This window comes from Bacillus sp. T33-2, assembly GCF_002860205.1.
GTDB lineage: Bacteria > Bacillota > Bacilli > Bacillales > Cytobacillaceae > T33-2.
This window is the reverse complement of record NZ_PGVB01000041.1, coordinates 19,619-39,381: the sequence shown is the minus strand read 5'-3', so window position 1 is coordinate 39,381 and position 19,763 is coordinate 19,619. Positions and strand designations below refer to the sequence as shown.

The following is a 19,763-nucleotide window of genomic DNA, read 5'->3' as shown; positions in this document are numbered from 1 at the left end:
TCATCCCCTAATCTTTTTAATTTCATTGCAGTAAATTTAAAGGCTTATATTTTCAGCAGTCTCGTATAATCTGACATACTTTTTTTCAAACTCATTATTTTAGTGAGGTTAAAAATAAAAATGGATGGCAGGGGATATGAAACTGCCAATATCGGTTAATCTATATACAAAGCGATTGGCAGAGAGAGAAGTATATTAATATAATATGCAGCTGCCAAACTGGCAGCCGTATTTATGATAAGAATTTCCTGCCAGGACCGGCGCAAAATTTGGATAAATTTTAGCAGTACAGTCTGGATTTGATAGTCCACGTCGAATATTTCATTACTGTTAAAAATCAAGTGGGTTATATAACTAAATTGACGTTTCGATTAAATAAAGAATATTATGTTGAAATTCCATTTATTAAGACGTATCATCATGATTGCTGCCGTATATCGGCGAGAAATTTTTGCGTGCTCAAGAGTAATTTTGGAATATACAAGAATTGCTGGGGGTGACAATCATGTCGACTGTATTATTTGGTTCTGTCGAATATTACGAAAGAGAAATATCAGCTCATTTTAGTGACAATGGAATCCGTGGTGCAATAATGGGAGATGCAGCTACTAGGATCATTTCATTATTGGAACAAGAGATTGAAAATGCTTTTTTGTATGATGAAAATATGAGGGTACAATGTTTACATAATCTTTTAGTTGCTTTCGCCAACCTGACTGAAGTAGCTTCCACGTGATCGTTCGGTGAGGAGATACATAGCGACGGAAATCATTGAATGTTTATTGGGTATCAAATCGGATCAAGTGACAATTGCAAGTCATAATGCTCTGGCGAACAATGATTATAAATACTAACTATTAAGCCTCCTTGCTGTAGCTTCGGGCAGGGCCGCTTGAAATCGGGTTTCCGCCACCAAAAAGGCTATCAATTTCTGATAGCCTTTTTGTATTATCCGATTCGGATCGGGATTTCTCATCCAATGGCTGGAATCTTAATTTTTACTATGAATTCTTGTTCTTTGTAGGTAAAGTCAAGAAAGCCGTGGTGGCCTGAAACGATGTCCTGTATGATTTTAGTTCCGAGTCCTTTATGGAGGCCGGACTTGGTCGTTTTTCCATATGTACGAAACAATTCATCCAGTATGTCAATAGGTATAGGCAGACTGTTGTTTTTGCAAATCAACAGGTAAAGCCCGCTTCGCTTATAAAATTGGAGCGAGAGCTGTGCCTGATCGTTGTGCTCCTTCTGCCAAGCTTCACATGCATCGATGCTGTTGGATAAAAGATTGCCAAGTAGTTTAACCAAATTTTTGTCCGAGAGCGGCATTGTTGATAGGGGCAGGTCCAGGTCATAGACAATCGAAATCCCCGCAGTTTGGGCGCGCCGGTACATTTGGTGGAGAATTCCCGCAACTACACCGTGCTCGCCCTTAATAGACAGATTTGTCTCTTCGTATCCGCCTACTAAATCGTCCAAATAACCTTTTGCTTCACCATATTTTCCGTTTTCAAGCATAAAGTGCACAGCTACAACATGCTTCAGGAAATCATGCCGCTCGCTGCGGACTACACGGAATGTTTCGTTCAAGTGTGCGCGTTCTTCTTCAAACTGTTTAAGGTCCTGTTCAAGGGTAGCAAGCTTCGCAGCACCGATTAACCGCACTACCTCAATCCCGAAGAAGAGCAGAAACGGCACTATATAAATCCAGGAGGGCTTGACTGCTGTGTAAATCAGAAGCAGCAGCAGCTGCAACGAAAAAAGCAAGCCATTCCCGCACCAACCTAAAACCGATATTCGTAAGAGGTGTTTTTTATAGAAGTACGCGACGATAAAGATTGCTAGTAAAAAAGTAAAATAAACTGGAATTTTCCAAGGGAGATTTAAAAGAAGGGCTTGCAGGTGAATCGCCCCCAAGACTGCTATAAATCCCCAATACATTTGTGCCGGTTTCAATGATTTCCCGCCCTTAATAGTAATTATGCTGTAAAAAATCTACTTTTTCTTTAGTGATCATTGCCTGTTCTTCTATTCCTTCGAAGTTGACAATATAGGAATTTTTCGCGTAGAGCGAGAAGTTTTTTACATAGTGAATGTTAATAATGAAAGACCGATGGGCACGAAGAAAATCTCTTTCTCTCAATTCACCTTCTAATTCATTTAGAGTCTGGTAGGTTTTAATAGGGCCTGATTTCGTATATATCGTTGTTGACCTTCCCGACCTTTCAATAAAAATGATGTCCTTCTTCTGAATAATATGTATATCGTTCTTCTGTTTCAAAAAAAGCCTTCCGACCATCTCGGTTGCTTTTGTCTTCTCCATCAGCCGCTCAATCGATTTTACCAAACGTTCTTTTGGATAGGGCTTCATAATATAATCATGAACATTCAGCTCAAATGCATGTACCGCATAGCCGCTGTTGCCCGTGACAAATATAACAGAAATATTCAGTGCATAAGAATGAATGATATCCGCGAGCTCATAACCTGACAAATTAGGCATCTCAATGTCCGCAATCAGTAAATCTATCGAGTCTTTCTTTATATGTTCATACGCTTCTTCAGCAGATAAAGTAGAAAATACGATTTCGATATTTGGAATATTCGCAACGATGCCATTCATTTTGTCCAAATCAATAAAACGGTCATCTACCAGACCAATCTTCATAAATTTACGCCTCACAACAGGATGTATTACCAGGATTATTTTTCTAGTTTCCAGTTCATTTTACCATTTATTTATTGAAATATGACATTTTCGCGACAATAAAAGGCATTTTCGTGACATAACAGCTGATTCCCTTAGCAATTGTTTGTATCATTAAAACAAGAATCAAACAAACGAGGTGCAAAGAAAATGATTGAAATTCATGAGGTAACGAAGAAATTCCAGGATAAAAAAACGTTCGTTACAGCGTTGAAGCATGTTGCTTTTTCAGTAAAACAAGGACAGGTGGCTGGTCTGCTCGGTGAAAATGGCGCTGGGAAGACAACTCTGCTCCGGACGATAGCCACCCTCCTGAACCCGACAGATGGGCATGTGAAGGTTGCCGGGCATGACACAGTAAAAAATCCAAATGAAATCAAGAAAAGAATCGGCGTGCTTTTCGGAGGGGAAACAGGCTTGTATGACCGTTTGTCAGCTAGGGAAAATCTTGAATATTTTGCACAGTTATACGGACTAAGCAATCATGAATCGAAAGTACGGATTGACGAATTGGCCAAGATGTTTGGCATGAGAGATTATCTTGACCGTAAAGTAGGGGGCTTCTCCAAAGGGATGCGCCAGAAGGTGGCGATTGCCAGAACCCTTATCCACAATCCAGATATCATTCTCTTCGACGAGCCAACGACGGGACTGGACATCACGGCCTCAAACGTGTTTCGCCAGTTCGTCCATCAGCTGAAGCACGACGGCAAGACGATCATTTTTTCAAGCCATATTATGGAAGAAGTGTCCATGTTGTGTGACACTGTAATCATGATGCATAAAGGAGAACTAGTTTATCAGGGAAATCTCGAAGCACTGTACAAATCAGAGGGCAGCCGTGACTTGAACTACATTTTCATGAGCAAGCTTGTAAGGGGGAATGAGCACCATGCTTCTTAAAATCTATCTAAAAGAAATGAAAGACTGTTTCCGGGACCGCCGGACTTTATTGCTGACCGTACTTCTGCCGATTGTCATGATGACCGGGTTGACATTTTTCTATGAAAAACTAATATCCGATGGTGAAGGGGAGACGTTCAGACTAGCTGTAAACAAATCATTCAGTGCCCAGGAAGCAAAGATCTTTGAAATATATGAGAATATTGATCTCGTTAAATCTTCTGACCCGCAAAAAACGGTGGAGGAAGGCAATGCACAAGCTGCACTTCTGACAGAGCCCGGCTTTGTCAGCAAAATTCAGGAAGGTGAGGCATCTGCCGTAACGATTATCGGCAATTCATTCAGCCAGAATTCCAGCAATCTGACGAACATGGTCACCAATGCGCTTGCTGCGTACGAAAAAGGGATAATAACTGATCGGCTGCAGGCACAAGGGACTGATCCAAAGCTGATCCAGCCGTTTACAATTGAACAGAGAGAAATTTCAGATGAAGATCCTGGCATCAATTTACTAGCGATGATCATTCCAATGATGCTTGCTTTAGCTATCGGAGTAGGTGCCAACCCTGCGGCTGCAGATTTGTTTGCGGGAGAAAAAGAAAAGAAGACAATGGAAGCTCTGTTAATGACACCTGTTAGCCGGTCAACCCTGCTGGCAGCAAAATGGCTGGCCATTACTTCAGTGGGATCCATTACCGGGTTGGTCACCTTAATCGTTGTGGCACTTGAAATCAACTTATTGACCGAAAATTTGAAGAAAGCCGTCTCGTTTGGTGAGAACGCCTACCTGGTCATAGGACTTGCCGTATTGATTTCGTTTGTATATGCGATGTTCAACGCGTCACTGCTTATGGTCACAAGCATTATCGGAAAAACGGTGAAGGAAGCACAAAGCTACAGCACCCCGGTCTTAATGCTGGCGATGTTCCCAGCCATGATCATTTCAAGCATTGGAGTGAATGAACTGGCCTTTAAGCATTTTGCCATTCCTATTGTGAACATTTTCAGCATATTTAAAGAATTGCTGTTCGGCATTGTCACATACGAGCATATTCTTGTCACTGTCGCCAGCAACCTGATCGTCATGATTGCAGCCTTCATTATCGGACGGATCTTATTCTTAAAGGATAAGTGGGTTATGAACTAAATAATATATCACATGTATTTTGTAGAAAAATTAGTTTTAATTGAGAAAGTCCGCCAATAGCGGACTTTTTTGCGAATAGAGAAGTGGCGGATGTCAGGTGAAACTTGCACGTATATTATACTTTTTCATTTTCTGGTATAGATTGGAGCGGCTCACTCCTAGTAGGGCGGCTGCCTTTGTTTTATTGCCATTTGCGGTTGACAGGGCTTTCGTTATAGTTGCCTTCTCACTTTCCTGAAGCTGTTTTTTATAACTATAGGTATTCGAGTTCGATGTTTGTCCTGCAGCCCTTAATTCCCCAGGCCTTTCTAAAAGAATGGGATATTCATCGATCCAGTTTTCATTGCAAAAGTGGTACGCCCTTTCGAGGACGTTCTCAAGTTCCCTCACATTGCCGGGCCAGTCATACCGCTGGAGCTTATCAATGGCCCTGGTGGTTACTCCGATGATCCCTTTAGGGCTGTAGCTTTGAAATTTCTTGATAAAATGGCGGCAAAGATCAGAAATATCTTCCGTCCGTTTTCTTAAGGGCGGAAGTTCAAGGTGGATGACGTTGAGCCTGTAATAGAGGTCTTCCCTGAATTGTCCTCTTACAAGCAGATCCCGCAGGTTTTGATTGGTTGCAGCAAGGATTCGCACATCCGTTTTAAAAGTTTTAATCCCGCCTACTCTTTCAAACTCTTTTTCCTGCAAGACCCGCAATAACTTTGCCTGTAAAGGCAAGGGCATTTCGCCAATTTCATCCAGAAAGAGGGTGCCACCATCCGCAAGCTCAAATTTTCCTGGTTTTCCGCCTTTTTTTGCCCCGGTAAAGGCACCGTCCTCATATCCAAAAAATTCGGATTCCAGCAGGTTCTCTGGAATTGCAGCGCAGTTCACTTTGATGAAGTTTCCTGTCCGTCCTGAAGCGTGATGGATTCCATGGGCAAGCAGCTCTTTTCCCGTACCACTTTCCCCAGAAATAAATATATTAGAGAATCCTTTGCTCGCAATATAAGCATCGTCTTTTAATTTCTCCATTATTACACTTTTTCCAACAAGCTGAGAAAACGACTCATTTTTATTTGAAAGCCTGTTCAACTCCTCCCGGTAATAGGACACTTCATGTTCAAGTCTGTCCATATGGGAAAATATATCCTTCCAAACCTCCAGCTGCTGAAAAATAACTTTTATTATTAACCCGATATGCCTGCCATCTTGATTTATTCCTTTTTTCATCACAATCGCCTTATGGCGCCGGATTTTTACATAGACTCCACCAGAATCCTCAGTTTGGTCCTGGCTGGCAGCAGATATTTCAGGAGCAATGAGAGAAAGGGGTTTTCCGATGACTTCTGCGTCTGAGGTGAATCCATATAAATTCAGGAACCCTTGATTCACTTTTGTTATTTTTGCCTTGGAATCGGTCAATATCACGCCGTCGTAAGCAAGCTCCAGGGCGCTGTCCAGGACACGTTCTATTTTTTTCGTTGATTCGAGTTCGCTTGAAATCCTTTCAATCTTCGTTATATTCTCCAACACAATGAGAACCCCGGTGATTTGCTGCCATTCCTTGATTGGCATCACCGAACAGATGATAGTTTTTTCAGCGAGCATGATTCGCTGCATTTCGATGGGGGCTTGTTCCGCAATCGCTTTATCGATAAAAAATTGTAGTTCCGGAAGTAAATAGGAAATGGGGGTGCCTGTAACATGGTGTAGATGTTTTTCTCCAATCAAATGCAGCGATGATTCATTCATTGACATCACTCTTTTGTTTAGATCGAGGGCGATGACGCCAGAACTTAAATTTTTCATTAATATGTGCAGCCTTTTGGAAAGATGATCGGTCTCTGCAAGCAGGCCGGTAACAATATCTGAACGCGACAGAATTCCAGCCACATTACCCGGACCGTCAGTGATAATCGAATGGGCGATTTGATGTTCCACTAAAATGTCTTTAGCTTTGTAAACGCTTTCGTTAATGTCAAAACTGACAACTTCTTTTTTGATTGCACGATCAATAGAAGATTCGATACTGGTGGTTTCAAGGAGGAGACGGTATATCGAGTGCTTTGTAATGATGCCAATAAATACAGGGCCGGCAAAAACGCAGGCAATATCATGTTTTCTCTTTAAAAAGTATTCCAATGCCTCTTTTATAGTGGATTCAGGGGAGAGTTTAATAAAATTTGTGGTCATTATGTTCCTTATTTTCATTTTTGTCTCCTCCTACATGGCGTAATTTTCTGTATATTCATAATTATACAAAATAAAAGACTGGAAACAATCTCTTTTGTTGGACAATTAAGTACAGTTGTATTCATTTATAAACAATTGTCCAGGAAAAAGAACACTATTCTTAACATTCCTTAAGCCAGACTGCAGAAGCAACGGTTGGCATAAAATTTGCAACAGAAATAGTTGAATGTATTACGAAAGGAGGCAGGAAAGGAGACAATGGGTTTTAAATGCATTACATACGAAAATATTGAGAAAATCGCGGTCATCACCATGAATTTGCCTGAAATGAGAAACCCCTTAACGGAAAAGCTTGTACCGGAACTGGTAAGGGCCATCCGGGAAGCAGACGAAGATCAAAATACTCACGCAATAATTTTAACAGGAAATGGAAGCGTATTTTCAGCTGGAGGCGACCTTTCCGAATTCAAGAAAAACTTTGACAAGCCCGTGCCCCAATTATATAAGGAAGGGCTTGAGAGCACTGAATTGTTCAAGCTGGGAGCACAGGTTAAAACGCCAATTATCGCATCGGTGAACGGACCTGCACTTGGCGGCGGAACAGGGCTTGCCGCGATGAGCCATATTGCCATTGCATCGGATAAAGCGAAACTGGGCTTAACTGAACTGCGGCTCGGCATCGTCCCATATGTCATTATGCCATGGGTCCGCCGTGCTGTAGGAGACCGGAAGCTGCTGGATTTGATGCTGACAGCAAGAATATTAACGGCCCAGGAAGCAAAAGAGATGGGTCTGGTCCACTACGTAGTGCCGCATGAGCAATTAAAGGAAGAAACTTGGAAGATAGCTGAGACAATTGCGTCCTTCAGTCCTCTGGCGGTGAGACTAAGCCTGGAAGCATACCGTTCAACAGAGCAGGTTGAGCTGATGAAGTCGTTTGACTTTTTATCGACTATGAGAATTGTATCTTTCCAGAGTGAAGACCTGAAAGAGGGAGCATCGGCTTTTCTGGAAAAACGCGAGCCGGTCTGGAAGGGAAGATAAGGAGGGAATGTTAATGAAAATATTATCCCCAATGAGCGGAACAGTCTGGAAAGTCCTGGTGGAAGAAGGACAGCAGGTTGCAGCTGATGAGGTGCTTGTCATTCTCGAATCTATGAAAATGGAAATCCCGGTTGTTGCGGAGTCGGCAGGAACGGTGATGAAAATTCATGTGAACGAGGGTGACTTTCTTCAGGAAAACGACCCGGTGGCCGACCTGGAAAAGTAAAGGGAGGAATTATGGTGAAAAAGGTTCGGATTGGTGCGGCTCAGGGTTTTTACGGTGATTCAGTTGAAGGTGCGCTCGCAAACGCCAAATATGGAAATGTGGATTATCTGTCATTCGACTGCCTCGCAGAGCTTACCATGGCTATTCTCGCCAAGGACAGGCAAAAGGACCTGACTGCCGGTTTTACGAAGGACATCGGGCCTTTTATGAAAGCGCTATTACCATTCGTTAAAGATAAAGGGATCAAGTTGCTGACCAACGCTGGAGGAATAAATCCTGAGGGGGGCAGGGACATTGTCCTGCAGATCGCGAACGAGCTCGGTATTAGAGGCCTTAGGGTTGCGGTTGTTACTGGTGACAACATTCACCCTGTCCTTGATAATTTTCTGGAGAAAGGTGCAGATTTTCGGGACTTGGAAACAGGGCGGCGTTTCGGTGAGGAGATTCGTAAAAAATTGGTTTTTGCCAATGCATATATTGGTGCCCGTCCGCTTGTTGAAGCGTTAAAGCAGGGGGCCGATATAGTCATTTGCGGCCGAACGACGGATACGGCGCAATTCCTGGCTCCGCTCATTTATGAGTTTGATTGGCACGAGGAGGACTGGGACCGGCTCGCAAGCGGAGTATTCATGGGTCACCTCCTTGAATGTTCGGCACAGTCTACCGGCGGGAATTTTAGCGGGAATTGGCAGGAAATCGATGGGTTTGAAAAAATGGGCTATCCGATCGCCGAAATACTTTCAAATGGCGAGTTTACGATTGAGAAAGTGGAAGAATGCGGCGGGATTGTCACAACGGACACGGTAAAAGAACAGATGCTTTATGAAATTCATGATCCTGCTTCCTATATTACACCTGATGTAATTGTCGATATCACCGGGGCTGAGCTCTCAGAAGCAGGTCGGAATAAAGTCAGAGTGTCTGGCGTAAAAGGAAGGCCAATGCCGTCGGAATTGAAGGTGGTGATGGGATATGAAGATGGCTATATGGGCCAGGTACTGATCGGGTATTCCTGGCCGGATGCACTGAAAAAAGCCAGGGAAACAGACCGGATTATCCGCAATCAGCTGGAACAAAAACGGATCAGGTTTTCAGAACTTCGGACAGATTTCCTGGGTTACAACTCGCTCCACGGTCCTCTTTCAAAAGAACCGGACGAAGAGATCAATGAGATTTTCCTGCGAATGGCCATAAAAACGGAAGACAGAAGAACGGTAGAGTCATTCCGCCGGCTGTTTCCCCCACTGGCGTTGAATGGCCCGCCGACAATGACTTATATCGGAAACATCCCGACAAGACAGCTTTTAGGAATGTGGTCGGCACTTGTGCCAAGGGACCTTGTTGAGAGCAGGATTCAGGTTTCTGTAAAGGAGGTCGATTCCATTGCCAAAAGTGAAGCTTAGGGAAATTGCCCATGCCCGGTCCGGGGACAAAGGCAATTCCGTGAATATTGGTGTGTTTGCAAATGATGAATCGCTTTACCCTTACCTTGTTGAGCAGTTAACTGCCGAAAATGTGAAGGGATTTTTTCAAGGTCTAGTCTTGGGTGATGTTAAAAGATATGAACTTCCGAATATACATGCCTTGAATTTTTTTTGCCGGGAGGCCCTTGACGGGGGAGGTTCCTCATCTCTAAGGATCGACAACCTCGGTAAATGCTTTGGATCCAGCCTATTGCGCTACGAGATTGAAATACCAGAAAAGAGGCGATGAACGTGGCTTATGAACCTTATTTTACAGAGGAGCATGAACAGCTAAGAAAAACCGTCCGAAAATTTGTTGAAAAAGAAGTAACACCGTATGTAGATGATTGGGAGGAAAAAGGCGAATTTCCGTTGGAGATATTCAGAAGGATGGGAGATCTTGGTTTTCTGGGTTTACGGTATCCGGAAAACGCCGGGGGACAAGGATGGGACTATTTTGCCGGAATTGTGTTCGCCGAGGAAATGGCCAAATGTGGCTGTGGAGGCTTCCCGATGGCAGTCGCCGTCCAGACAGACATGGCAACCCCGCCAATCATGGAATTTGGCAATGATGAGCAGATTGAACGGTTTTTGAAGCCGGCGTTAAAAGGGGAGAAACTTGCAGCGATAGGAATATCGGAACCCAATCATGGCTCTGACGTTGCGTCGATTGAGACAAGGGCGCGCCTGGAAGGAAATGAATGGGTGATCAACGGTTCAAAGACATTCATTACAAATGGGCCAAGGGCGGATTTTATCACCCTCGTGGCAAGGACAAATGAAAAACCTGGCCATAAAGGCATCAGCCTGATTCTTGTAGAGCTTGACCGGCCCGGCGTTTCGATCAGCCGAAAATTAGACAAGGTTGGGATGAGATCCTCTGATACTGCGGAAATCATATTTGACAATGTCACGGTGCCATATGACAATCTGCTAGGAAAGGAAGGACAGGGGTTTGCGCAAATCATGTGGGAGCTGCAGGGTGAGCGGATGATTTCTGCTGCAGGCTCCATCGGCATTGCAGAATGTGCTTATGAACATGCGCTCCAATATGCAAAAACCCGCAATCAATTCGGGACACCGATTGCTGGATTTCAAGTCATATCCCATCTGCTTGCAGAAATGAAAACAGAAATTGAATTGTGCAAGGAAATGACCTATGCTACAGCCTACCGATTTTCGCAGGGCGAGGTGCCGAGCAAAGAAATATCCATGGTCAAGCTGGCCGCAGCAAGGATGGCCCATTGGGTCGCAGACCGGGCCCTGCAAGTTTTTGCGGGCAGCGGCTATATGATGGAAAATCCGATCCAGCGCATTTGGAGAGACACACGGCTTTACCGGATCGGGGCGGGAACGGACGAAATCATGAAGGAAATCATTTCAAAGCAGATGGGACTTGAAACTGTCTAAGGGAGGGGGTGTTCACATGGCACATTGGATTTTTCAGGAGGAGCATAAAATGTTTCAGAAGGCCGTGCGGAAGTTGGTTGATAAAGAGATCAGCCCATACATTCAGGCCTGGGAGGAAGAGGGCGACGTTCCACGAAGTTTGTATGAGAGGCTTGGGGAACTGGGATACCTAGGGATCAAGTTTCCTGAAGAATATGGGGGAGGCGGCCTCGACCTAATCACCGAGTCGGTTTTTCTTGAGGAGCTTGGCAGATGTGGTTCAGGCGGAGTAGGTGCAGCTATTGGTGCGCATATTGGGATTGCTGCAACCCCAGTGTGGCGGTTTGGCAGTCACGAACAGAAGCAAAAATACCTCGCACCAGCCATACAGGGCAAAATGATTGCAGCTCTCGGTATTACCGAGCCCAATGCAGGAAGTGATGTTTCTTCCATTACGACAACAGCCAGGAAGGAAGGCGACCATTATATTCTGAATGGTTCAAAAACATTCATCACAAATGGCGTGAATGCTGATTTTGTGGTGGTGGCGGCGAAAACAGGCAACGGCCCCCGGCATAGAGACATCAGCCTGTTTATCGTTGAAACAGGCTGGCCTGGGTTTTTAGTAGGAAAAGAGCTGAAAAAACTTGGGTGGCGTGCGTCCGATACAGCTGAAATCTACTTTGAAAATATGAAAATCCCGGCAGAAAACCTGATAGGAAAAGAGAATGAAGGCTTTCAATATATTATGGCCAATTTCCAGTGGGAACGGCTCATAATGGCACTTTCTAGCATTGCCCTCGCGGAAAAAGCACTGGAAGATGCAATCCGCTATAGCAAAGAGCGAAGCCAGTTCGGCGGCCCGATCATCCAGTTCCAAGTGCTGCGCCACAAGCTCGTTGACATGGCCATAGACATTGAGAAAGCAAGAAACATAACTTATCGGGCGGTTTATCTGTATGACCGTGGGAACGACATCTCCACTGAAGCAACAATGGCAAAAGCATATGCCGGGGAAATGGTCAGCCGGGTTTGCGATCAGGCTTTGCAAATTCACGGAGGCAACGGATACATGATGCAGTATCCAGTGCAGCGCTACTGGCGGGACGCAAGGATCCAATCCATTGGGGGCGGCACGACACAAATCATGAACGAGATTTTGGTGAAACGGCTCGGGATTTCAGAGTAATAAGCCAGCATGCCTGCTTATGACAGATTTCTAGACACGGCTGTCGAAAATGATTAAAGGAGGTAGTCAGTTGAAAAAGGGAATAGGCTCATGGCTCAACACCCACAGCCACCGATTTAAGAATAAAACGGCATTGGTCTATAATGATGTCCGCTTAACCTACAGGCAGCTGAACAACCGGGTCAACCGACTTGCAAATGCTCTTAGTTCGCTTGGGATCGGTCAAGGTGACCGGGTGAACGCATTGCTTTTGAATACAAATGAATTAATGGAGTCGATGTTTGCCTGTGCAAAGATCCGGGCCATTTTTGTTCCGATCAACACAAGGCTCGGCTTTGAGGAATTGGAATATATCGTAAATGATTCTGGTGGAACCGCTTTTCTTTTTGACGAGCGACTTAAATCTGTTGCCTCCGGGCTGCAGGAGAGAGTTTCGAGGATTCAGCATTATGTACAAGTCGGTGCCACTCCAGAGGCTGATTTTGAACTCTACGAATCTTTAATTGCAAGGTTCCCGGCGGATGAGCCTGCTTATGACGTGTCTTTAGATGATGTCCATATGCTGATGTACACATCAGGGACAACCGGTAAGCCAAAAGGAGCGATGATCACCCACGGAAACACTCTTTGGAACGCGATTAACGCAAACAATGCCCTTCCGTTTCACGCAAAAGATATCACCTTAACGGTAGCGCCGCTTTTTCACATTGGCGGAATGAACATCTTCACAACTCCGTCCCTATACCTAGGCGGAACGGTTATTTTATGCGACAAATTTGACCCCAAAATAGTTCTTGAGCTAATCGAGAAAGAGAAAGTCACAACTTTGTTCCTCGTTCCTGCGATGTGGCTTGCCATTATGCAGTATCCAGATTTCAGCGAATATGATATATCATCACTCAAACTTAACATTTCCGGCGGTGCACCATGCCCTCTTACTGTAATTGAGTTCTTCCAGAAGCGGGGAGTCCCGTTTTTCGAAGGGTTCGGCCTTACAGAAACAGCTCCGTTCGTCAGCATCCTCGACGAAGGAGAAACCATCCGTAAGAAAGGGTCTGTCGGACGTACACCAATCCATACAGAGGTGAGAATAGTCGGGCCGCAGGACATGGAAGTCCCTGCAGGAGAAGTTGGCGAGCTTCTTGTCAAAGGGCCAAATGTTTTTGTCGGATATTGGAACAATCCGGAAGAAACAAGGAAAGCCATCAAAAGTACCTGGTTTTACACAGGTGATTTGGCTAAAAAGGACGAGGAGGGATTCCTGTACATTGTAGACCGGAAAAAAGACATGATTATCAGCGGCGGGGAAAATATTTATCCCATTGAAGTGGAGCAGGTCCTTTATCGAATCCCAAATGTCAAAGAAGTGGCTGTTGTAGGGGTTCCGGACGAAAAATGGGGAGAATCTGTCAAAGCGTATATTGCTTTATTGGATCCTGAAAAATCACTCACACTTGAGGATGTAAAATTATTCTGTGAAGGGAAATTAGCCAGGTTCAAGGTTCCAAAGCATCTGGAGATAATCGAAAGCCTGCCGAGGAATGCCACTGGGAAGATATTAAAGACGGTATTAAGGAACAAACAGAGGGAAGGAAAGGGGATACAGCCTAATGTTCAATAAATATTTTGAGGAATATGAAAAAGGTGAGGCTTGGGAATCGAAAGGGAGGACCATCACTGAATCGGATATCGTAAATTTTTCCGGAATAAGCGGTGATTTTTACCCGCTTCATACAGATAAGGAATATGCGGCCAACACACCATTTAAACAGCGCATAGCCCATGGAATGCTTGTACTTTCCGCCGCTTCCGGTCTGATCCTGCTCGAGCCTGGAAGGGTCGTCGCTTTTTATGGTATTGACCAATTGCGATTCATCAATCCCGTATTTATCAATGACACGATTCAGGTGGAATTAAAGATTGAGGATTTAGAAGATAAGGGAAATGGCACTGGAGTAGTGACTGCCACCCAGGCAGTTAAGAAACACACAGGGGAAACAGCGATTATCGCCACGATTAAGATTCTCCTAAATAAACAAAGCTAGCATTTTTGGTAGCGGGATTCGGCGTAATTAATATGGCAAATTGTACGGAAATTCGTTCCGCTTATATAATGAAATTTTCGCTTAATTGTCTATCACTTTCGCCTAAAAATCGAAAGTTTCGCTTTATTCCGGGCATCTATCGCTTAATTGATTGCATAATTCGCTTAAATGATTTAGAGAAATGCTGATTTTCCAATCATTGTAATAATTCACCTATTTTACTCAAAGAACAAATAGTTTCTGAACTATTCATGAGCTTTATGGAAGGGATAGATACCACATGAACCGTGAGCAAAAAGTAATGCAGGAGGCAGAGCGTATCAAGCAGGGCGGCCCGAAACACAACCATGAAAAACTTCAGGAAACAGGGAAAATGTTCGTGCGGGACCGTCTGAAGCTGTTTTTTGACGGGGAAGAACTCTCCTATGAAACCGGTCTGTTTGCAAACGCATTAAACGAAAAACTGCCCGCCGACGGAGTGGTGTCGGGTGCGGGAAAAATCGATGGCCGGCTTGTTTATTTTACAGCCAGTGATTTTACGGTCAAGGCCGGTTCGATTGGAAGAAAGCACGGGGAAAAGATTTTGCGTTCACAGGAAGCAGCAATAAGGGGTAAAAGGCCGATTCTTTATTTGATTGATTCCTCTGGAGGGAGAATTGATGAATCCGGCGGCTACCATGTCGAGAAATATTCGGGCGGAAAAATATTTTACAATCACAGCATCATGTCGGGACGGGTACCGCAGATTGGGCTCCTCTATGGCCCATGCTTTGCCGGAACAGCATATATGCCAGTTTTCTGCGATTTTGTGATCATGATGGACAAAGTTGCAGGCATGGCAATCGCCTCACCCAGGATGGTACAAATGGCCACTGGGCAAAAGGTGGAAATTCAAGATCTTGGCGGTGCGAAAATGCATGCCGAGAAAAGCGGTTCGGTTGACTTTGTCGTACTAACGGAACAGGAGGCAGCCGACCTGGCAAAGAAACTATTATCCTACCTTCCCGATAATTATGAAAAAAAACCGGCTAGAATGCTAGCAAAGGAGCCGGCGTCAAATCCTGCTGAAATAGACAGCATCATTCCGCTCGAGCCCAACCAGCCATATGATGTCCGTAAATTGATTGATTGTATTGTGGATGCGGAAAGCTTTCTTGAGGTGAAAAAGGATTATGCTAGGGAGCTCGTCACAGGTTTTGCAAGATTAGATGGAAGGACGGTCGGAATTGTAGCGAACCAGCCATCCGTAAAAGGAGGGGCCATTTTTCCTGAATCTGCCGATAAGGGGGCAAATTTTGTCTGGACTTGTGATGCGTACAACATCCCTCTCCTGTTCCTGTGTGATACACCTGGATTCATGGTTGGGACCAAAGTGGAACAGGAAGGCATCTTAAGAAGAGGACGGAATTTTATTTTTGCCAGTTCCACAGCAAATGTACCAAAAATGTGTGTCATTGTCCGAAAAGCATATGGTGCCGGAATTTATGCGATGGCAGGACCTGCGTATGAACCGGACACGACCATCGCGCTTCCCTCAGCTGAAATTGCCATCATGGGGCCAGAGGCTGCCATCAATGCTGTGTATTATAACAAAATCCAGAGCGTGCAGGATCCGAGGGAAAAGGTTGAGCTCGTGAAGAAATTAAGGGATGAATACAAGGCTGGCTATGATATTTATAAGCTGGCAGGGGACCTGGTGGTAGATGATTTAATCGTTCCCAGCGAGCTGCGCAAAGAGCTGATCAGCCGCTATGACGCATTTGAGATGAAGGAACTTCCGCTGCCGTCGAAAAAGCATGGCACGATCCTGAGTTAACGAAGATTTGTCGTGAAATACTGGCATCTTAGTATTAAATAAAATCTGATTTTTTGAGGAGGAAAAATGGATGGAACCGGTGACAATGATCAATCGGGTGGCAATTGGGGATATCATTCGCAGGACGGCATCGAGATTACCGGAAAAAACGGCTCTGGTAGACAGGGATAAAAGGCTGACTTACCGAGAATTAAATGAGGAAAGCAATCGTTTTGCGAATTACTTGATAGGTCTTGGCTTTCAAAAAGGAGAAACAGTCGCGACAATTTGTGCGAATTCATGGCAATTTGTCACAGCGATATTTGGCATCGCCAAGGCTGGGTTGGTCTGGGTTCCTATTAATCCTGGTGTCTCTTTTAACGAGAAGGCCTATATTTTATCCGAGGTAAGGGCGAGGATGCTGATATGTGACCAGCTTTTCGTTCAGGATAAAAAAGAGGAATTATCAACAATGTGCCCTGAGCTGCTGGTTATTGGCCAGACAGCTGTGGAGGCAGAACAATTTGAATTTGCGCTAAAAATGGGGGACACCCGCGAGCCGGAAGTAGAAGTTGGAGACCGTGACATCGCCCAAATTATGTTTACAAGTGGAACAACCGGGACACCAAAAGGGGTTATTGTTTCTCACTTATCTGTCTTTATTGCCAGCCTTGCAAACGTAATCGAAGCAAATATGAGAAAAGAAGATGTTGCCACCGCCATCATGCCAATCTTTCATTGTGCCCAGCATACGTTAGTCACCTCTTTCTTTCACCTTGGAGCCACTCTTGTCATCATCCCGGCTTTTGAACCTGAATCATTGTTAAAAACGATCGAATCAGAAAAAGTCACCTGGATGTTCGCACTCCCAATCATGTATAGGGCGATCCTCTTTCATCCAAAATTAAAGCAATTTGACACCAGCTCATTAAGATACTGCCTGTATGCCATGGCCCCTATGGACAGCAAAACATTGGAAAGAGGAATTGAGGAATTCGGAGCAGAGTTTGCGCTTGGAACAGGCCAGACCGAAATGTATCCTGCGACACTTGTTTTTAAGCCGGAATACCAGCTGAGCAAGAAGGGCCCTTATTGGGGCGTCCCATCATTGATCAATGACACAGCTGTCATGGATGTAGAGGGCAATTTATTGGGTCCGGGAATGGTCGGAGAGATTGTCCACCGCGGGCCGAATGTTATGAGCGGTTACTTGAACAATGATGAAGAAACAGAGAGAAGCCGACAATTTGGATGGCACCATACAGGGGACCTTGGACACTGGGATGAGGACGGTCTTCTGGTGTTTGTTGACCGAAAGAAGGACATGATTAAAACAGGCGGTGAAAATGTCGCTTCTATCCTTGTAGAACAAACCCTGTTATCACATGAAAAAGTGGCTAATGCGGTAGTCGTTGGCCTTCCGCACGAACGCTGGACTGAAGCGGTCACTGCATTTGTTGTTCCAAAGCCTGAAATGGATGTCACAAAAGAAGAAATCATCACTTACTGCAAGGAGCACCTTGGCAGCTTCCAGGTGCCAAAGGAAGTCGTCTTCATGGAGCAGCTGCCGATGACGACAACCGGGAAAATACAAAAGCATGTCATCAGGGAGAAATACAGCGGTTTATATTTGGTAAAAGAATAGACAATCGAAAGGAAGGAGTGCAGTGGATGTCAGGACCCGCTGCACTCTTTTATTATTTTTAGCAGGTGACGCCAAAACGGCAGTCAATATTCTGAATATCAGAGTTTCTGGCGCTTAACCGATCCTGCTGGCAGCTTTTTGAATCAGACTCTTTGCGGTAGCTTGTTTTACCCAATCAGGATATTCTTCCATCAGCAAATCGTACAATTCAGAATCCGAAATGGCGATGGGATCCTCGACGCTGAAGAAGTCCGCATTATCCACATATCTGCCCGACATGTTGTCAAGTTGCTCCAAAAAGCTAAAATCCGATTGGAAAAGGGAACGGAACTTTCCCTTACGTCTTTTTACGTCTTTATTTGATTTTCCAATGGCCATGAACTGCCAGAATATCGGTTCATAAGAAGAGTTTTGAATATGAGAAACTGTCACGTTCTCATCAAAAGTGGCTCCATCGGTCACAAACATTACATAAATAGGAATATCACGGGAAAGTGGTTTTTGCCGTTTAGCCGCTGTACCGAAATAATGCTGGCGAATTTCTTTAATCACTTTTCCGTAATAGGTTCCACCTTCGAGTGGATGCTTTCTAATGATATTATTTACGAATCCATTGAAGTTATCGATCGAAAGCTCGCCGACATTATGGGCATTTTGTCCAAACAGGAATATGTCGATTGAGCCATCGTCATCAAATCGAGTGCCCAGGGCTAAAATACGCTCTGCAAATTCCTGAATCTTGCCGGATTTATACAAGTTGAACATGGAACCCGATATATCCAAACATAAGGCGACTTTCGCCTGGTGGCTCTGTAGGCCAACTTTTTCCAAAGATACCTTTGCTTTTTTGGATAAGTCTAAAATCTTTGGTGCCTGTGTAGCCATTTTCTTTTCGAGCAGGACTTTCTTTTCGTTTACTGGCTCAGCGTTCGCTACAGCAGACTGTCGAATTGCTGGAGCAGGAGGTACAGGCTGGGATACTGGCTGGGTCGGTTCTTCTTCTGCAATTTCTCCGCCAAAATGCTTCAACAATGCTGCAAGGCCACCATCAAATCCTTGTCCTACTGAGGCAGCCCTCCACACTGACTTAAAGTAGACCTCGGTTATAATAATCGCCTTTTCATTTTTGAAATCAGTTCCATTAAATTGATATTGCAGAACAGGCTGTCCATTCGCTTTTACTACAATGGAACCTGCTGAAATCATTGACATGGTTCCATTGCCATCAATAGTGGCGGTAAACACCAGATTTTGGACCGAAGCTGGCAGCCTGGATAAATCAATCGAAAAAGTTCCTGAACCACTGCTGTGAGACAGGAGTCGAATCTCATTAACAGGGGATTGAGTCTGGTTATAAAAAATCATATACCTGTCGTCAGACAGCTTTTTATCTCCGTCCAACCCAAAACAAGTAATGTCCATTTCCAAATTAGATTGGACGTAGACCTCAACCTGCAATTGGCTAGAGGGTATGTAATCAGAAAGTTTAACCTTTTCACCTCGAATCAATGATTTCATGGAAATCCTCCTCGTTTTTAGAATCCATATTAAGGATTCTAGAATTCTATTAAGAATCCTGCCCCAAATGCATTTTTTTCTTTACAAGGATAAAGTTCCCTGAACAGAACTGGAAACTGAAAATCAATAAATTTTAAAGCAAGGAAGCCAAGAGTATTTACTAAAAATGACATGGCAAGCAGTCGGAATGGAGGTTACGATTTTCCAGCCAGATTTCCAGTTATTAAGAAAACTTTTTTTGTTGATGTATTATCCGAGTTCTGACTTCTTTTTTTCTTGAGTGTAATTTGTTGTAAATAAGTAGTATGCTGATAACAAATACTTATATATTAATAGGCATAGTTTTGGAGAAGTAAATAAGCCTGACAATATAATCTGCTTTAATAAGGATGAAGGAGTGTTCATGTGATTTTGGACAGGCGGGATGGTGTCACGCTTTTAATTATTATAGGAATACCTAGTCTGAAAGACCTATGTAATGTTATGATGTTAATAGGATAACATTTAGAATTTT

Annotated in this window: 17 protein-coding genes; 13 read left to right on the top strand and 4 right to left on the bottom strand. The window is 44.1% G+C overall.

Going from position 1 to position 19,763, the window contains the following annotated elements; all coding sequences use genetic code 11:
• The first annotated feature begins 505 nt into the window (after positions 1–505).
• Positions 506–736 carry a hypothetical protein gene (locus CVD19_RS21740; RefSeq protein WP_101585278.1) on the top strand — a complete coding sequence of 77 codons (231 nt, stop codon included), beginning with the start codon at positions 506–508 and terminating at the stop codon, positions 734–736.
• Positions 737–972: 236 nt separating this feature from the next.
• Here the strand turns inward: CVD19_RS21740 and CVD19_RS21735 are convergent, their stop codons facing one another.
• Both CVD19_RS21735 and CVD19_RS21730 read right to left on the bottom strand, forming a co-directional pair.
• Complete coding sequence (locus CVD19_RS21735; RefSeq protein WP_257985237.1) at positions 973–1,953, bottom strand: sensor histidine kinase; 981 nt, start codon at positions 1,951–1,953, stop codon at positions 973–975.
• Between the two features lie 13 nt (positions 1,954–1,966).
• Positions 1,967–2,665, bottom strand: a complete 699-nt coding sequence (locus tag CVD19_RS21730; protein WP_101585277.1) for a LytR/AlgR family response regulator transcription factor — start codon at positions 2,663–2,665, stop codon at positions 1,967–1,969.
• Between the two features lie 189 nt (positions 2,666–2,854).
• Between CVD19_RS21730 and CVD19_RS21725 the strand changes: the two genes are divergently transcribed.
• The gene (locus CVD19_RS21725) at positions 2,855–3,607 is read left to right on the top strand and encodes an ABC transporter ATP-binding protein (RefSeq protein ID WP_101585276.1); all 753 of its coding nucleotides are present in this window, start codon (positions 2,855–2,857) and stop codon (positions 3,605–3,607) included.
• Positions 3,597–4,754, top strand: coding sequence for an ABC transporter permease (locus CVD19_RS21720; protein ID WP_101585275.1), 1,158 nt, complete (start codon positions 3,597–3,599; stop codon positions 4,752–4,754). Before CVD19_RS21725 ends, CVD19_RS21720 begins: the two co-directional genes overlap by 11 nt.
• A 93-nt stretch (positions 4,755–4,847) precedes the next feature.
• Here the strand turns inward: CVD19_RS21720 and CVD19_RS21715 are convergent, their stop codons facing one another.
• Complete coding sequence (locus CVD19_RS21715) at positions 4,848–6,953, bottom strand: sigma-54-dependent Fis family transcriptional regulator (RefSeq protein ID WP_101585274.1); 2,106 nt, start codon at positions 6,951–6,953, stop codon at positions 4,848–4,850.
• 240 nt (positions 6,954–7,193) lie between these two features.
• On the opposite strand from CVD19_RS21715, the gene CVD19_RS21710 reads away from it, so the two are divergent.
• The 10 genes from CVD19_RS21710 to CVD19_RS21665 all read left to right on the top strand — a co-directional run bounded on the left by CVD19_RS21710 (position 7,194) and on the right by CVD19_RS21665 (position 17,731).
• Entirely contained in the window at positions 7,194–7,979 is a 786-nt protein-coding gene (locus CVD19_RS21710; protein ID WP_101585273.1) for an enoyl-CoA hydratase/isomerase family protein, read from the top strand.
• A 7-nt stretch (positions 7,980–7,986) separates the two neighbouring features.
• On the top strand, positions 7,987–8,205 hold the full coding sequence (locus CVD19_RS21705; protein ID WP_101585272.1) for an acetyl-CoA carboxylase biotin carboxyl carrier protein subunit: 219 nt from the start codon (positions 7,987–7,989) through the stop codon (positions 8,203–8,205).
• A gap of 11 nt (positions 8,206–8,216) precedes the next feature.
• Positions 8,217–9,608 carry an acyclic terpene utilization AtuA family protein gene (locus tag CVD19_RS21700; RefSeq protein ID WP_257985236.1) on the top strand — a complete coding sequence of 464 codons (1,392 nt, stop codon included), beginning with the start codon at positions 8,217–8,219 and terminating at the stop codon, positions 9,606–9,608.
• A complete protein-coding gene (locus CVD19_RS21695; RefSeq protein ID WP_257985238.1) occupies positions 9,598–9,918 on the top strand; it encodes an AtuA-related protein in 321 nt (106 codons plus the stop codon). Before CVD19_RS21700 ends, CVD19_RS21695 begins: the two co-directional genes overlap by 11 nt.
• 2 nt (positions 9,919–9,920) lie before the next feature.
• The gene (locus CVD19_RS21690) at positions 9,921–11,078 is read left to right on the top strand and encodes an acyl-CoA dehydrogenase family protein (RefSeq protein WP_101585270.1); all 1,158 of its coding nucleotides are present in this window, start codon (positions 9,921–9,923) and stop codon (positions 11,076–11,078) included.
• A 16-nt stretch (positions 11,079–11,094) separates the two neighbouring features.
• Positions 11,095–12,246 (top strand): acyl-CoA dehydrogenase family protein, encoded by a 1,152-nt coding sequence (locus CVD19_RS21685; RefSeq protein WP_101585269.1) that lies wholly within the window; start codon positions 11,095–11,097, stop codon positions 12,244–12,246.
• 70 nt (positions 12,247–12,316) lie between these two features.
• The gene (locus CVD19_RS21680; protein ID WP_219620113.1) at positions 12,317–13,867 is read left to right on the top strand and encodes an acyl-CoA synthetase; all 1,551 of its coding nucleotides are present in this window, start codon (positions 12,317–12,319) and stop codon (positions 13,865–13,867) included.
• Positions 13,857–14,291 (top strand): MaoC/PaaZ C-terminal domain-containing protein, encoded by a 435-nt coding sequence (locus CVD19_RS21675; protein ID WP_101585267.1) that lies wholly within the window; start codon positions 13,857–13,859, stop codon positions 14,289–14,291. The genes CVD19_RS21680 and CVD19_RS21675 overlap by 11 nt, the downstream gene beginning before the upstream one ends.
• 280 nt (positions 14,292–14,571) lie before the next feature.
• The gene (locus CVD19_RS21670; protein WP_101585266.1) at positions 14,572–16,107 is read left to right on the top strand and encodes an acyl-CoA carboxylase subunit beta; all 1,536 of its coding nucleotides are present in this window, start codon (positions 14,572–14,574) and stop codon (positions 16,105–16,107) included.
• Positions 16,108–16,177: 70 nt separating this feature from the next.
• Positions 16,178–17,731, top strand: a complete 1,554-nt coding sequence (locus tag CVD19_RS21665; protein ID WP_101585265.1) for a class I adenylate-forming enzyme family protein — start codon at positions 16,178–16,180, stop codon at positions 17,729–17,731.
• A 114-nt stretch (positions 17,732–17,845) separates the two neighbouring features.
• Here CVD19_RS21665 and CVD19_RS21660 read toward each other — a convergent pair whose 3' ends face one another.
• Positions 17,846–19,249 (bottom strand): VWA domain-containing protein, encoded by a 1,404-nt coding sequence (locus tag CVD19_RS21660; RefSeq protein ID WP_101585264.1) that lies wholly within the window; start codon positions 19,247–19,249, stop codon positions 17,846–17,848.
• Positions 19,250–19,763: the final 514 nt, after the last annotated feature.